Origin of the sequence: Streptomyces tubbatahanensis, assembly GCF_022699385.1 — a bacterium.
Lineage (GTDB): Bacteria > Actinomycetota > Actinomycetes > Streptomycetales > Streptomycetaceae > Streptomyces > Streptomyces diacarni.
Window position 1 is genome coordinate 3,593,237 of the sequence record NZ_CP093846.1, and the last position, 13,703, is coordinate 3,606,939.

The following is a 13,703-nucleotide window of genomic DNA, read 5'->3' on the forward strand; positions in this document are numbered from 1 at the left end:
TATGTCCTCCAGCAGTCCGAGCAACCCGAGCAGCGGCTCAGCCCCTGCCGCCACCCCCAGCCCCCTGCTCACGCTGCCGGGCGCCGTCGCCGCCGAGGCACCCGACGAGGGTGTCGCCGCCCACTACGGCGATCTGTTCAAGGAACAGCGCGCGCTCGCCGACGGCACCGGCTTCGTCGACCTCTCACACCGCGGTGTGGTCACCGTCTCCGGTGACGACCGCCTCACCTGGCTGCACCTGCTGCTCACCCAGCACGTCGAGCGGCTCCCGGCCCGGCAGGCCACCGAGGCGCTGATCCTCTCCGCCAACGGGCACATCGAACAGGAACTCCAGCTCGTCGACGACGGGGCGACGGTGTGGATGCACACCGAACCGGGCAAACAGGGCGAACTGCTGGCCTACCTGGAGAGCATGCGCTTCTTCTACCGGGTGGAGATCGCCGACCGGACGAGCGAGGTCGCCGTCGTCCACCTGCCCGCGGGATCCATCGCCGAGGTGCCCGCGAGCGTCCACGCCGTACGCGAGACCGCCCACGGGCGCGACCTGTTTCTGCCGCGCGCCGAGCTGAGCGCGTTCGCCGCCTCGCACGCGCCCGCGGTGGGCGTGCTGGCCCACGAGGCCCTGCGAGTCGAGGAGCGGCGCCCCCGCCTCGGCATGGAGACCGATCACCGGACGATCCCCCACGAGGTGGGCTGGATCGGCTCCGCCGTGCACCTGGAGAAGGGCTGCTACCGCGGCCAGGAAACCGTCGCCCGCGTCCACAACCTGGGGAAACCGCCGCGCCGCCTGGTCTTCCTCCACCTGGACGGCAGCGAGGTACGGCTGCCGGCGCACGGCGACGCGGTACGGCTGGCCGCCACCGGACTGGAGGGGCGGCAGATCGGCTTCGTCACCACCTCGGCCCGCCACCACGAGCTGGGGCCGATCGCGCTGGCCCTGGTCAAGCGGAACGTCGCCCCCGACGCGGAACTCATCGTGGGCCCCGACGCCACGGCGGCCGCCCAGGAAACCGTCGTCGCGCCCTAGCTGTCGCCGTCGCGCCCCAGAACCGGTCCGCGTGCTCTTTCCCCACCCCTCCGAGGGCGGGGAAAGGGCAGGTCAGACCTCCAGCAGCACCGTGAAAGGGCCGTCGTTCGTCAGGGACACCTTCATGTCGGCCCCGAACTCGCCGGTGGCGACCTCGGCACCCAACTCCCGCAACCTGGCGACCACTTCCTCGACGAGCGGCTCGGCGACCCCGCCCGGCGCCGCACCGTTCCACGTGGGCCTGCGGCCCTTGCGCGCGTCACCGTAGAGAGTGAACTGACTGATCACCAGCAGCGGCGCTCCGACATCCGAACACGACTTCTCCCCGTGGAGAATCCGTACGGACCACACCTTGCGCGCGAGCTGCGCCGCCTTCTCCTTCGTGTCCTCGTGCGTGACCCCGACCAGCACGCACAGGCCCTCGCCGACTATCCGACCAACGGTCCGGCCCTCCACGGTGACGCTCGCGCCGTCCACTCTTTGCACCACTGCTCGCATGCCGCCCATCATGCCGCCCCGCTCCTCCAGGCGGGACGCGGCCGCCGTGCGGGGCGGGTGACCGGTGCGAACGGGGGGCACTCAGTGGCACGATGCGCACACGCGGTGCGTTCAGCACGTGCCGCGCGAGCTACCGCGGACGGGGATGAGGGGACACAAGCCCATGAGCACAACCGGTGCGGGCCGGGCTCACACACCACGACAGCCCGGAGGCGGAGCCTCGGGACGGCTGCCGGAGGAGGACCGGCCGGACCTGCTCACGCTGAGCCTGCCCGAGCTGCGCGCCCTCAGGCGCGAGGCCCAGCAGGACGAGGCGGATCTGAGCTACGTCCGCAGACTGCTCCAGGGTCGGATCGACATCCTCCGCGCCGAGCTGGCCCGGCGCAGCTCGGCCGGCTCGCCGCTGCTGGACCTGCTGCCGCAGATCCTCACCGACAGCCCGGCGGGCCACCGCTCCGCGCGCCATGTGACTCTCGCCGCACCGCGCGGTGAGAAGTACCGGGCACTGGCCGAGACGATGCTGGCCGAGGTGGAGCTGAGCGACCTGGCGGCCCGTACGAACACCGAGCTGCACGAGGCCATGGCACGCCTGGTCGGATACGAGAGCCAAGTCTCCGGGCGCCGCCAGGAGTTGCAGCGCACCGCCGACGGATGCAGCACCGAGATCGCCCGCCGCTACCGGGAGGGAGAGGCGCAGGTGGACGACCTGCTGCCGTGACCGGCCGGCGGCCGCCCGGCCCGCTGCGCGGGCCGGGGGCGCGCGTTTCGCGGGTCGTCCGGTGCGGTTACGGTGAGGGGTCACGAATGCCGCAACCCGTACGCCGGTACGCCGAACATCACCGGAAGGTCCCGAGATGCCCGACATACTCCCCGTGCTCGCCGAGGTCGTCAGGTCCGGCTTCACCGAGGGGCGGCACCGGGGTTCGCTGGTGGTGCTGGCGGCGGACGGCAGCGTCACCTGCGCGCTGGGCGACCCGGAGGCGCCGGTCTTCCCCCGCTCGGCGAACAAGCCCTTCCAGGCCTCCGCCGTGCTGCGCTCCGGCCTCGAGCTGTCCGGTGAGCGGCTGGCACTGGCCGCCGCGAGCCACTCGGGGGAGCCCTTCCACCTCGACCTGGTGCGCACGATGCTCGCCGAGCACGGACTGGCCGAGTCCCACCTGCGGTGCCCGGCCTCCCTCCCGCTGGACGGTGAGGAGAGCGAGGCCTTCCTGGCCGCCGGACACACCCGTACCCCGCTGGCCATGGACTGCTCGGGCAAGCACACGGCCATGCTCGCCGCCTGCCAGGCCGCGGGATGGCCGCTGGAGAGCTACCTCGACCCCGGCCATCCGCTGCAGAAGCTGGTCCGCGCCACCCTGGAGGAGGCCACCGGCGACCCGGTGGCGCACGTCGGCGTCGACGGCTGCGGCGCCCCGCTGATGGCCGTCTCACTGACCGGCCTGGCCCGCGGCTTCCGCGCGCTGGCCCTGGCGCCCGAAGGCTCCCCCGAGGGACGGGTCGCCGAGGCGATGCGCGCCCACCCCGAGTACGTCGGCGGCACGCGGCGGCACGACACCTGGCTGATGCGGGAGCTGCCCGGATGCGTCAGCAAGATGGGCGCCGAAGCGGTGCAGGGGGTCGCGCTGCCGGACGGGCAAGCCCTCGCCTTCAAGGTGGAGGACGGTGCGAGCAGGGCGCTCGGCCCCGTCGTGGCACGCGCCCTGTCTCTCCACATGGGAGCGAGCGCGCCCGTACTCGAACGCCTCTCGACGGCCCCGGTCCTGGGCGGCGGCGTCCGGGTCGGCGAGGTCCGCGCCGCGTTCTGAGGTGCGCCGCGCGCTCTGGTCCGCGCCCCGCGCTCTGGTCCGCGCCGCGTTCTTTGTTCCCGCGCCGCGCACTTTGTTCCGCGCCGTGTTCTGCGAGGACGACGGCTCGCGAGGAGCCGGGGGCCGTGGGAGGCGGGCGGGTGCCGGCGCTCGGGAGGCGGGCGTCCGACGCACCGGAAACCCGGGTGCGGGCTCACGGCCGCGCGCCTAGCGTGACCGCATGGCGAACGGTCTCCAGATCCGCACCCTGGCCTCCCCCGACGACTTCCCCGAGTGGCTGCGCGCCGTCGCCACCGGCTTCTTCCGCGGCCCCGCCGTGAGCGCCGAGGAGGTCGCGGTCCGCAGGCAGGGCCTCGACACCCCGGCCGCGCTGCACCGCACCCAAGGCGCCTACGACGGGGCCAGGTGCGTGGCCACGTTCCGTACGACGCCGCAGGAGTTGACCGTGCCGGGCGGCGCCGTGCTGCCCGCGTGCGCCGTCACCGCCGTCACCGTCTCCCCCACGCACCGCAGGCGTGGCCTGTTGACGGCGATGATGGCGAACGCGCTGGACGCCGCGAAGGAGCGGGGGGACGCCTGCGCCAGCCTGATCGCCGCCGAGTACCCGATCTACGGGCGTTTCGGCTTCGGACCCGCCGCGTGGGCCACCGAGTGGGAGGTCCTCGTCGCCCGCACGGGCCTCGATCGGCGGTACGCGGGCCCCGCCGACGCGGGGGACGGCGGGCGGGTGGACCTGGAGGACGCCGCAGAGTTCCGCGCGTCGATGCCCGCGGTCCACACGCGGTTCCGCACCGGTGCGCACCGCCAGGGCGCCATCGACAGGAACGAGAAGTGGTGGCGGGTGGCCACCGGGGAGCTGCGCTACCCGGACGACGGTTTCACCGCGCCGTTCCACGCGGTCTACCGCGACGCCGAGGGCCGCCCGCAGGGCGGGGTGACCTACACCTCCGACAACGTGTGGCAGGCCAAGCAGCCCGAACAGACCCTCACGGTCAGCGACCTGTTCGCCACCTCGGCGGCTGCCGAGGCCGCGCTGTGGCGGTACGTCCTGGCGATGGACTGGGTCCAGCGGGTGCGGACGGGGCTGCGGGCCCCCGACGACGTGCTGCCCCTGCTGCTGCCCGACCCGCGTGCCACGCGCACCGTCAGCCACACCGACTGGCTGTGGATCCGCCCGCTGGACGTACCGCGCATGCTGACGGCCCGCACCTACGCGGGCGCCGGCACCTCGCTGGTCTTGGACGTGCGCGACAAGGACGGTTACGCGGCCGGCAGGTTCCGGCTGGAGACGGGTGGGCCGCGGAGCGCGGCCCAGTGCACCGCCACCCGCGAGGAACCCGACCTCACCCTCGACGTCGCACAGCTCGCCGCCCTCTACCTGGGCGACGAGTCGGCCGTGCGGCTCGCCGCCCTGGGGCTGCTGACCGGTCATCGCGAGGGAGCCGTCGAGCGGGCGGACGCGCTGTTCCGCACCGCACGGCGGCCGTGGTGCCCGGACATGTTCTGACGGTGTTCTGACGCGTGTTCGGGCCGGGGCGTGGTGCCGCCACCGCGCGGGCCGGCGTGCCGGTTTCCGTCATCAAGCCGCCTTCCCCCGTGGCGTGGGTGAGTGGGAGGGGAAGGCGGCATGACGGCGACCGCCCGCCGTGGCGGGACGGTCAGGGATGCAGCAGCAGCGTGGCGAGCACCAGCGCGCCGGCGGTGCTGCATCCGGTGTGCCTGGCCTTGAGGCCGACACTCAGCAACAGGAACCCGGCGAGGCCGAGGACCCCGAAGCGCACCTGGACGAGCTGTTCGAAGAAGACGACGGCGGCTGCGACGGCGAGCGCGAGGAGCGGCATGGCGATCCCTCCTTCTCAGGCACGGGAAGAACGGCTGTGCTGGAGGTACGGGGTGCGCCCATGCGTCGTCGAACGGGCGGATCGTGTCGTCGAACGGGCGAGCGACTCGGAGCCGGCAGGCCGAGACATGTCGTGACCAACTTGGCGTTGTGCGGGGCGAGTTGGCGACCAACTCACCTTATGCATTCCCAGTTGTCCGCCATCTGAAAACCGCTGACGGACAACTGCCGCACTTTTCGGCGAAGTTGTAGGGTCGGCGGTGTGACCAGGAAGCCCGCCTCCACCAGCGGCCGCCGCCCGCGCGACGTGGTCGCCGACGCCCTGCGCGCGCGCATCCGCAACGGCGAGTACGCGCCCGGCTCCCGGCTCCCCACCCAACGCGAACTGGAGACCGAGTTCACCGTCGGCCGCAGCGCCGTACGCGAGGCCCTCGCCGCCCTCACCCGCGAAGACCTCCTGGAGAACGTGGGCCGCGGCTCCTCACCCACCGTGGCCGAACCCGGCCACCACGCCGAAGCCCCCCGCAGCGCGGGCGTCGAACTGGCGGACAGGCTCCACGACGCCTTCCAGGCCGAACACGTCACCGTCGACGCGTTCTCCCTCACCACCGAAACCCTCAACAACGCCCTCGCCTGGCCCATACGCCAGGTCATGGAAGGGCGGCTGACCCCGCGCACCGTCACGGCCCGCGTCCTCGTCCCCAGCCTCGAAGCGCGTCTCGCACTCCCCCGCCTCATCGACGACCCCGACGACCCCAAGCCCCGCGAGCGGCTGCACCAGATGCAGACCAGCTACGTGCACGCCGTCGACAACTCGCTGACCTCACTGGCCCGGTTCGGCGTCGAGGTCTCCCTCACCGTCCGCGCCGTCCCCCTCACCCCCACCCACAAGCTCTACCTGCTCAACGGCCACGAGGCCCTCATCGGCTACTACCAGGTCGTCAGGAACGAGGAAGCCGCCTTCCAGGGTGAACAGCTGTCCCTCTACGACGTGCTGGGCCTCACCGCCAAACTCTTCCGCTCCACCGGCGGCGAGGAGGCCCGCGACGACCAGGAGGCGGCCTTCGTGGCGGAGTCCCGCCAGTTCTTCGACTCCCTGTGGGACACGATCGCGACCCGGTTCGACTGAACCGGACGGCCCTCCCGCGCCCTCCCCGCACCCTCTCCGCGCGCGGACCCGGAACCGCCGTCCCGGCCGACTGCGTTCGGGTGACCAGCGCGCTCTCGGCGGCGGCAGAGGAACGAGGGCCGGATACAGTGCCTCCACTTGTGTGGAACCCCCTGCGGGGAACACCCTCCGTACGCGGGGAACCTCCCCCGTACGCGGGGAGCTCGCCCGTGCGGCAGGGAAGCCTCCCCCGCACGACCGCCTCTAGGACAGCGCCCATGACATCCCACGCCCTCCGGCAGGCCGCAGCGCTCGGCTCGGTGGACGGCCCCCTGGCGGGTTACCACCGCGAGTGGTACGTGGTACGGCCGGACAGCGCGCTCCCCGGGCTGGGACGCGTCAAACTCGGCGCGCCACGCGGAGGCGCCCTGTGGCTGGACCGCCGCTTCTTCACCTCCGAGGACGAACTCCTCGTCGAACTCGCCTCCCTCGGCGTCCCCCGCATCCCCCCGGTGCTCCCCCTCGACACCCCGCACGGCATGGTGCTGCACGGCTTCATCGAAGGCACCCCCCTCGCCGAACACGCCCCGGCCGGCCACCGCGTGGCCGCCGAGCACCTGCGCCAGATCATGGCGCGCTTCGCCTCCCTGTGCTCTCTGCGGCCCCACCATGTCCGCGCCCGACGCTCCCCCCTTCCCCCCACCGCCCGCCCGCCGCGGCACCACCGCGACAGCGCGGGCTTCCTGCGGAGCATGCTCGCCTACACCCGCGCCCGGGCCCACCACGCCCAGCTGCCCCGCTACGGTGCGCTCTTCGCACGACTCGGCGTACCCCACGACGCGCTGGGCCCGCACTCGCGACCGGCACGAGCAGCCGAACACCTGGCCGAGCGGCCCTTCTGCCTCCTCCACGGCGACCTGCACCGCGCCAACTTCGTCGTCGACCCCGCCGGACACCTGTGGACCATCGACTGGGAACTCGCAGCCCTCGGCGACCCCCTCTACGACCTGGCGACACACCTGTACCTGATGGACTACCCCGCCGCCCAGCACGCCGAGGTCGTGGCCGACTGGCGCCGCACCGTCGGCACACTGCTGCCCGGAGCCGACGCCCAACTGGGCGAGGACCTGCCCCGCTACCTCGACTACAAGCGCGCCCAGTCCGTCTTCACCGACGCGGTACGACAGGCCGTCGCCGTCCGCGACGCGGTCGGCACCCCGCACCTCGCCGACCGCCTCGGCCACGCGGCCAAACTCCTGCACGACGTGCTGACCCGGGCGGCCCACGCCCTCGACCTCGACGACGTGCCCGACGCCGGTGCCATCGAGACCGCCTACGCCGACGTGTGCACATCCTGACCGAACCCACACCCACGCACCGGTCCCCCCTCTCCCGTACTCCTGCAACAATCGCTGCCCCACCCGCGGGCCCCGGCGACGACAGGGACGGTCAGCAATGCAGGAACTCACCTCCGCGCAGTGCGTGATATTCGACTTCGATGGCCCGCTGTGCCGCCTCTTCGCCCGCCGCCCGGCCCCCCTGATCGCCGGGCGCCTGCGCACCACCTACCAGCACGCCCTGCCGGACGCGGCTGCCCACGAGACCACGGACCCGCTGCGCCTGCTCACCCTCGCGTTCGGCACCTCGCTGCCGGGAGAAGCGGCCCGCGCGGCGGAACGCTCGACAGCCCGCGCGAGGAACCACGCGACAGCCCGGGCGATGGAGCGCTCGCTGACCGAGGAGGAGATCGCCGCCGCGGTGGGCGCCTTCCCCACCCCGTACGCGGACACCCTCGTACGCACCCTCTGCGCGACGGGACGCACCGTGGCCGCCGCCACCGACAACGCAGCGGCGGCGGTGGAGCGCTACCTGTCCGGGCGCGGCCTGCTCGGCCTGTTCGCGGGCCGCGTCTGCGGGCGGACCCTCGACCGGGACGGCCCCCGGCTCAAACCCGACCCCGACTGCGTGGAACGCGCCCTTCACGCCTGTGGCGCCGCCCCCGCGGACGCGGTGATGATCGGCGACTCCGCCCGCGACGTGCTCGCCGCCCGAGCCGCCGGCGTCGCCTTCATCGGCTACGCCCGCAACGAGCGCAAGGAGCGGGAGCTGAGGGACGGCGGAGCCGAAACCCTCGCCACCTCGCTGCGTGATGTCCTCCTCACCGTCGACCCCCTGGCCCACGTGTGAGCCACCACCCCGCTGCCGTGCCAGGACCCCGCCGCATGCGGCCCGGCCGTGAAACAGAGCCGGGCCAAAACGGCGCGTGTGCCGCCACCGTCCGTACGCTGGCACCATGACCGACGCACCCACCCCCGAGAGCGACGAGCCCGCACACGACCCCGAGGTCCTGGAACTGGCCCAGAAGGTGTTCGACCTGTCCCGGCACGGCGACACCGACACCGTCGCCGCCTACGTCAACGCGGGCGTACCCGCGAACCTGACCAACGACAAGGGCGACTCCCTCCTCATGCTGGCCGCCTACCACGGCCACCCGGACACCGTCCGCGCCCTCCTCTCCCACGGCGCCGACCCCAACCGCGCCAACGACCGGGGCCAGACCCCCCTCGCCGGCGCGGTCTTCAAGGGCGAGGACGAGGTCGTACGCGTGCTCGTCGAGGCCGGTGCCGACCCACGGGCCGGCGCGCCGTCCGCCATCGACACAGCCCGCATGTTCGAGAAGCAGGAACTCCTGACCCTCTTCGGCACCCCCTGACGAGCTCCCCCTGGGCGGACACCCCCGCCCAGGGGGCTCTCCCGCCAACCCCCGGGTGCCGCACCGCTGGTGATCACTTCGGTTTGTGGGCCTCGATGAGGAAGCGGGCGGAGTGGGCGACGAACGGGCCGTCGTTCTGGATGCGGTCGTGCAGTTCGCGTAGCCGCGAGCGGTACGACCCGACGGTGAAGCCGGGCACCATCCAGACGACCTTGCGCAGGAAGTAGACGACCGCACCGATGTCGAAGAACTCCATACGCAGCCGCTCCGACCGCAGGTCGACCACCTCAAGACCGGCCTCCTCCGCCTCCGCACGCGCGTCCTCGGGGCGCCGGCGCTCGCGTGCCTCGGGCTGGGGGCCGAGGAAGTACTCCACCAGCTCGAACACGGAGGCGGGCCCCACGTGCTGGGCGAGGTAGGCGCCGCCGGGCTCCAGCACCCGGGCGATCTCCGACCACCACGCCCGTACCGGGTGCCGACTGGTCACCAGGTCGAACGCGCCGTCCGCGAACGGCAGCGGAGGCTCGTCGGTGTCCGCCACGACGATGACCCCGCGCGGGCGCAGCAGAGCCGTTGCCTTGGCGACGTTCGGCGGCCACGACTCGGTGGCAGCCATCGCGGGCGGCAGCCTCTCCGCCCCGGCGAGGACCTCCCCACCACCGGTCTGGAGGTCGAGAGCAGCGGACACGGTGGCGAGCCGGTCGCTCATCCGGCCCTGGTATCCCCACGAGGGGCGCTCCTCGGTCGCTCGGCCCTCCAACCACGAGAAGTCCCAGCCCTCCACGGAGACCGAGGCAGCCTCCTCCACGAGCTCCTCGAACGACCGAGCCCGCTCCGCGTCCGCATGTGCCATGGCCGCATCCTCCCCGCTCCCCCTGCCCCCGGCCAATCGCCTTTCTCCTCGTCAGGCCAGGGGCCTCCGCCTCGCCTACCCGGGGCAGGCCGGGCAGGCGAGACAGGCCGAGCAGGCCGAGCAGGCCGAGCAGGCCGAGCAGGCCGGGTGGCTCCGTGACGGCAACGTCCGGTGGGCGACCACGCCTTACGACCGGGTGGTGCCGAGACGTACCACCTCCCCGGTCTCCAGCGCGACGTAGAGATCTCCTTCGGGGCCGACCGTGAGGCCGTGCGGCTCCGCACCCGGGGACGGCAGGGGATGTTCGGTGATCCGGCCGTCCGGGGTGCAAGCCGCGATCCTGCCCGCCGCCCACTCGGTGACCCAGCACGTGCCGTCCGGTGTCCTCGCCACCGCGTGGGGGCGGCAGGCGCGGTCCGGCAGCGGATACTCGTCCACCCGGCCGTCCGTGGTGATACGGCCCAGCTGCCCCGCGCCGATCTCCACGAACCACAGCTCTCCCGAGCCGTCTTCCTCGCCTGGGCCGCTGGTGATGCCCACGGGGGCGGCACCCTCGGTGGGCACCGGGTGGACGGTGACCGTGCCGTCGAGGTCGATCCGGCCGATCGCGTCCGCCTGGTTCAGCGGGAACCACAGCGCGTCGTCAGGGCCGGCGACGAGCGCCGAGGGGAAGCCGTCGCACGGCAGTGGGAACTCGGTGACCTCACCGTCCGTCGTGATGCGGCCGATGCGGTGGGCGCTGGTCTCGGTGAACCAGAGGGCACCGTCCGCACCCGCCGCGATGCCGTACGGTCCGCACTCGGGCGTCGGCAGGGCGAACGACTCCGCCCGTCCCTCCACGGTGATCCGGCCGATGCGGTGGTCGCGGTAGCGGGTGAACCACAGGGCACCGTCGGGCCCCGGTGTGATGACCGTAGGCCCGCAGCCGGGGGCGTCCAGCGGGTGCGTGGTCACCCGGCCGTCCGGGGTGAGGCGGGCGACCGCACCCGCGTGGACCAGCGTCGCCCACAGGGCTCCGTCCGGACCGGTGACGACGTCGTAGGGGCCCGCCTCGGCGCCGAAGGAGGCCACCGTCCTCACCTCCGCCGACGAGCCGGCGCCCGACGGCGCCGCAGGGGAGGAGGTGGTCGCTGAGGGCGCATGTGCGTGTGTCACGGGCAGCTCCTGTCATCGGCCGCTCCCAGCGGAAGCGGTGCTTTTCCTTCCAGCGCGAGGTGGGCGCCGCGCCAGCGCTGCCGCAGCCTGCGGTCGTGGCTCACGACGACCAACGCGCCGTCGTAGGCCTCCAGAGCCTCTTCCAGCTCCTCCACCAGGGCGGGGGAAAGGTGGTTGGTCGGCTCGTCGAGCAGCAGGACATCGACCGGTTCCGTCACCAGCCTGGCCAGCGCCAGGCGTTGCCGCTGGCCGGTGGAGAGCCGGGCCACCGGCACCTCGAGCCGCTCCGCGGCGAACAGCCCCAGCGACAGCAGCCGTTCCGCGTGCTCCTCGATCGGCCCTGGCCGGCCCTCCGCATAGGCGTGGAGGAGCGACACCCCGGCGGCAGCCGCGATCTCGGGCTCCTGGGAGAGGTGGCCGATGCGGCCGCGCCGCGAGATCCGGCCGGTGCCGGGCTCCGCCCGGCCCGCCAGTACATCGAGCAGGGTGCTCTTGCCCGCGCCGTTCGGCCCCGTGACCAGCAGGCGCTCACCGGCCGCGACCGTCAGGTCCGTACGGGCCAGCCTGCCGCGCACGCTGACGTTCTCGGCGTCCAGCACCGTGCCGCGCAGGCCCGAGCCGCTCAGCGCAGCGGAGAACCGCAACGGCACGGGAGGTGGCGGGACGGGGTCGGCCAACAGGCGGCGCAACCGTTCCTCGGCGTTGCGCACACGGCCGGCGACGGACTGCTGGACACGGCCCGCCGCGCGGTCGTACGCCATCTTGTTGCCGTCCTTCATGGCCCGGCCCGGGGCGACCCTGCGGGCCGTGGTCGCCGCCGTCTCCCTGAGACGCTCCGCCTCCGTCCGCCAGCGCTCGTGAGCCTCCGCCCAACGGCGGCGAGCGGCCGCCTTCTCCGCGAGATAGCCCGCGTAGCCGTTGCCGTAACGGACCACCTGGTGCCGGTCGGCGTCCACCTCCCACAGCGTCGTCGCGACGCGTTCGAGGAAGGTGCGGTCGTGGGAGACGGCCACCGTCGTGCCGCGGCGGGTGCGCAGATGGTCCTCGAGCCAGCGCAGCGCGGCGTCGTCGAGGTGGTTGGTCGGCTCGTCCAGCAGGAGCACCTCGGGGCTCGCCGCCAGCAGCGCGGCCAGCCTCAGCCGGACGCGTTCTCCTCCGGAGAGGCCCCCCACGGTTCGCTCACGGGACAGCACCCCCAGGCCCAGCCCGTGCAGCGCGCGTTCGACGCGGGCCTCCGCCTCGTAGCCGCCACGCAGCTCGAAAGCTGTCAGCAGTTCGCCGTACTCCCGCTGCGCCTTCTGCGAGTTCGGGGACGGCCGCCCGGCAGCGTCGGTTTCCGAGATCGCCGCCTCGAGGACGCGCAGGCGCCGCTCCATGTCGCGCAACTCCCTCAGCGCGCCGTCGATGATCTGCTGGACGGTCAGCGCGGCAGGGAGCCGCTCTTCCTGGGCGAGATGTCCGACGCCGCCCTCGGCGTGGACGACGATCTCCCCCTGATCGGGTTTCTCCTGCCCGGTGAAAAGGCGGAGCAGTGTCGTCTTGCCCGAGCCGTTCTCGCCGACGATCCCCGCGCGTTCACCCGCCGAGAGCGCGCAGCTCACTCCGTCCAGAACCGTCCGGCCCGCATACGACTTCGTCACGGCCGAGGCCGAGATCTGGGTAGGCATCCATGCTCTCCACAGCGATCGAGGGTGAAGCGGCCGGGGCAGGCCGCAGGACCGGGGACACGCTTCGGATGAGCATCGGCACTTTCCTCGTTCCACGTCGTCGTACATGCGGGCAGCGCCCGCCACGGCTTTACCGCGACACCTGTCGCGTTAAGATGGTGACACGACGGCCCCCCGACCGCAAGAGCAATCCGAGGCCGGACCCGAGCGGGGATCCTGCGGCCCGGACGCGAGCGGAGATCCTGCGGCCCGGACGCGAGCGGAGATCCGCGGCCCGGACGAGAGCGGCCCGGACGCGAGCGGAAGAGAGCGGATACGAGAACGTGGGCGGGTGCGTGAGAAGGGCGAGAAGACCGGAGGCGGTGCTGTGGCGGTGACGAAGAAGGAAGCGGAAAGCGGCGGTGAGGTGGCGGACCCGCCGCCACCCGCGGCCCGACGCCCCGGAGGGCGGACGGCGCGCGTGCGCGACCAGGTCCTCGCGGCCGTCGGTCCGCTCCTGGTGGAGCACGGGTTCGACGGGCTGTCCGTGGACGCCGTGGCTGCGCGCTCGGGCGTCCACCGTGCGACGGTCTACCGGCGGTGGCGCGACGTCGGCGGGCTGCTCGCCGACGTGCTGGACGCGGCCGGCGCGGACAGGTGGACCGCGCCGGACACCGGCTGCCTCGAGGGCGATCTGCGGGCGCTGAACGAGGAGGTGCAGGACGCGCTGAGCGAGGAGTCCTCCCTGGCCATGGCGCTGATCGCCGCATCCTTCCGCTCCGCGGGAGCAGCGGACGCGCTCCGCCGGTTCTGGGAGGACCGCTACGAGCGGTGCGCGGACGTGGTGGAGCGCGCCGTGGCGCGAGGCGAACTCACCCCGCCCGTGGAGGCCCGGGGCCTGCTGGTGGCCGCGACCGCTCCGCTCTACCACCACCTGGTCCTGCTGCACGGCACCCCGGACCCGGCGCTACCAGGCGAGGCGGCGCGCACCGCGGTGCTCGCGGCGCGCGCGGGGGCGTTCGGCACGCGGAACCGCCCGGAGTAACCCCCGCAGCCGC

The 13,703-nt window shown here is 73.2% G+C and carries 14 protein-coding genes; 9 read left to right on the forward strand and 5 right to left on the reverse strand.

What is annotated here, in order from left to right; all coding sequences use genetic code 11:
- Position 1: 1 nt before the first annotated feature.
- The gene (gene ygfZ / locus MMF93_RS15380) at positions 2–1,027 is read left to right on the forward strand and encodes a CAF17-like 4Fe-4S cluster assembly/insertion protein YgfZ (RefSeq protein ID WP_242751883.1); all 1,026 of its coding nucleotides are present in this window, start codon (positions 2–4) and stop codon (positions 1,025–1,027) included.
- 72 nt (positions 1,028–1,099) lie between these two features.
- Here the strand turns inward: ygfZ and dtd are convergent, their stop codons facing one another.
- Entirely contained in the window at positions 1,100–1,525 is a 426-nt protein-coding gene (dtd, locus tag MMF93_RS15385) for a D-aminoacyl-tRNA deacylase (protein ID WP_242751885.1), read from the reverse strand.
- Between the two features lie 163 nt (positions 1,526–1,688).
- Here dtd and MMF93_RS15390 point away from each other — a divergent pair, with 163 nt between their 5' ends.
- The 3 genes from MMF93_RS15390 (at position 1,689) to MMF93_RS15400 (ending at position 4,837) form a co-directional block, all read left to right on the forward strand.
- Positions 1,689–2,243 (forward strand): RsiG family protein, encoded by a 555-nt coding sequence (locus tag MMF93_RS15390; RefSeq protein WP_242751887.1) that lies wholly within the window; start codon positions 1,689–1,691, stop codon positions 2,241–2,243.
- A gap of 136 nt (positions 2,244–2,379) precedes the next feature.
- The gene (locus MMF93_RS15395; RefSeq protein ID WP_242751889.1) at positions 2,380–3,330 is read left to right on the forward strand and encodes an asparaginase; all 951 of its coding nucleotides are present in this window, start codon (positions 2,380–2,382) and stop codon (positions 3,328–3,330) included.
- Between the two features lie 220 nt (positions 3,331–3,550).
- Complete coding sequence (locus tag MMF93_RS15400; RefSeq protein WP_242751891.1) at positions 3,551–4,837, forward strand: GNAT family N-acetyltransferase; 1,287 nt, start codon at positions 3,551–3,553, stop codon at positions 4,835–4,837.
- A 151-nt stretch (positions 4,838–4,988) separates the two neighbouring features.
- Here MMF93_RS15400 and MMF93_RS15405 read toward each other — a convergent pair whose 3' ends face one another.
- Entirely contained in the window at positions 4,989–5,171 is a 183-nt protein-coding gene (locus MMF93_RS15405) for a hypothetical protein (RefSeq protein WP_173871163.1), read from the reverse strand.
- Positions 5,172–5,432: 261 nt separating this feature from the next.
- Here MMF93_RS15405 and MMF93_RS15410 point away from each other — a divergent pair, with 261 nt between their 5' ends.
- From MMF93_RS15410 to MMF93_RS15425, 4 genes are all read left to right on the forward strand, one after another.
- Positions 5,433–6,299 carry a FadR/GntR family transcriptional regulator gene (locus MMF93_RS15410; protein ID WP_242751893.1) on the forward strand — a complete coding sequence of 289 codons (867 nt, stop codon included), beginning with the start codon at positions 5,433–5,435 and terminating at the stop codon, positions 6,297–6,299.
- A gap of 257 nt (positions 6,300–6,556) precedes the next feature.
- Positions 6,557–7,636: an aminoglycoside phosphotransferase family protein gene (locus MMF93_RS15415; RefSeq protein ID WP_242751895.1), complete on the forward strand. Its 1,080-nt coding sequence runs from the start codon at positions 6,557–6,559 to the stop codon at positions 7,634–7,636.
- A 97-nt stretch (positions 7,637–7,733) separates the two neighbouring features.
- Positions 7,734–8,465, forward strand: a complete 732-nt coding sequence (locus MMF93_RS15420) for an HAD family hydrolase (protein WP_242751897.1) — start codon at positions 7,734–7,736, stop codon at positions 8,463–8,465.
- A gap of 106 nt (positions 8,466–8,571) precedes the next feature.
- On the forward strand, positions 8,572–8,991 hold the full coding sequence (locus MMF93_RS15425) for an ankyrin repeat domain-containing protein (protein WP_242751899.1): 420 nt from the start codon (positions 8,572–8,574) through the stop codon (positions 8,989–8,991).
- Between the two features lie 73 nt (positions 8,992–9,064).
- On the opposite strand, the gene MMF93_RS15430 is transcribed toward MMF93_RS15425, so the two are convergent.
- The 3 genes from MMF93_RS15430 to abc-f all read right to left on the reverse strand — a co-directional run bounded on the left by MMF93_RS15430 (position 9,065) and on the right by abc-f (position 12,666).
- Positions 9,065–9,844, reverse strand: coding sequence for a class I SAM-dependent methyltransferase (locus MMF93_RS15430; protein ID WP_242751901.1), 780 nt, complete (start codon positions 9,842–9,844; stop codon positions 9,065–9,067).
- Positions 9,845–10,030: 186 nt separating this feature from the next.
- Positions 10,031–10,924 (reverse strand): Vgb family protein, encoded by an 894-nt coding sequence (locus tag MMF93_RS15435; RefSeq protein ID WP_242757587.1) that lies wholly within the window; start codon positions 10,922–10,924, stop codon positions 10,031–10,033.
- Positions 10,925–10,995: 71 nt separating this feature from the next.
- Positions 10,996–12,666 (reverse strand): ribosomal protection-like ABC-F family protein, encoded by a 1,671-nt coding sequence (abc-f, locus tag MMF93_RS15440; protein ID WP_242751903.1) that lies wholly within the window; start codon positions 12,664–12,666, stop codon positions 10,996–10,998.
- Between the two features lie 373 nt (positions 12,667–13,039).
- On the opposite strand from abc-f, the gene MMF93_RS15445 reads away from it, so the two are divergent.
- Positions 13,040–13,690, forward strand: coding sequence for a TetR/AcrR family transcriptional regulator (locus MMF93_RS15445; RefSeq protein WP_242757588.1), 651 nt, complete (start codon positions 13,040–13,042; stop codon positions 13,688–13,690).
- Positions 13,691–13,703: the final 13 nt, after the last annotated feature.